The organism is Rhodococcus sp. P4_B6 (genome assembly GCF_056402215.1).
On the sequence record NZ_JBFUHV010000470.1, the window covers coordinates 1 to 872 of the forward strand.

At 62.6% G+C, this 872-nt stretch carries 2 protein-coding genes; both read right to left on the bottom strand.

Annotation, left to right across the window (positions count from 1 at the left end; translation table 11 throughout):
* Positions 1-607: cupin domain-containing protein (locus AC1DWT_RS51610; RefSeq protein ID WP_477926321.1), on the bottom strand; the 607-nt coding region annotated here is incomplete at its 3' end.
* 86 nt (positions 608-693) lie between these two features.
* Positions 694-872: AMP-binding enzyme (locus AC1DWT_RS51615; protein ID WP_477926322.1), on the bottom strand; the 179-nt coding region annotated here is incomplete at its 5' end.

An 872-nucleotide genomic window follows, 5' to 3' on the forward strand; every position in this document is an offset into this window, starting at 1 on the left:
GGCCGTGTCTGGCCGTGTCTGCGTTGTAGGCGAGCGCCACGAGATCGACGATTCGGTCGGCTATCGCATCGAACTGACTCCCGGTGAGCTCGTGCCGCTCCCTGCGCAGACTACTGACCACGTCGACAACGATGCGTCCCAGTCCRGATGTCGCATCGAGGACGGTGCCRGCGTGCGGCAATGTSGGCACCCGCGCCTCGATCCGGTCACGKGGAATCACGAATGCAACRGARGAGAAGCCRTCACCATGGCGCAGAACAGTCGCGGTGTCCAGCGAYGTGAGAGCCATGACCGCCGGTGTGATCGTGGCTTCACGACGATCCTGCTCGAGGATCACTTCRCCCCGGACCGGTAGGAGCAGTTCGTAGGCGCCATGTGGATGTCKRCGGATGTCSGCTGCCGTGCGGGAGAGGACCTCCGCTTCGCCCCACCAACGAACTAGCTGGTACGTGTCCGAATRTTGATGCTGAAGGGTTCCCTGGTAGCYGTCCGCAAGGGAGAAGGCCATCGGACAGTGGATCGACGAGACCTGATCGCGCCACCAATCACCGCGCTCGCGCTGGTCGTGCTCGTTGCTGCGCAACGTATCGACGGAATACAAGGTCACAACACCTTCTCACACCGGTATGCCGAAACTGTGACTCGCGCCACCGTCGACGCTAGCGTGCGCCGGCGCCCACGCCAACGGCGTGATCATCGCAGAGCCCGCTTGAGGAGCTTTCCTGTCGCGTTCATCGGCAAGGTGTCCCTGAACTCCACCAGGCGCGGGTACTTGTAAGCCGCCAACCGTTCCCGTGACCAGCCGATCAGGTCTTCCTCCTTCAACTCCGATCCGGGCTCGCGGATGACGAAGGCTTTCACTTCCTCACCGA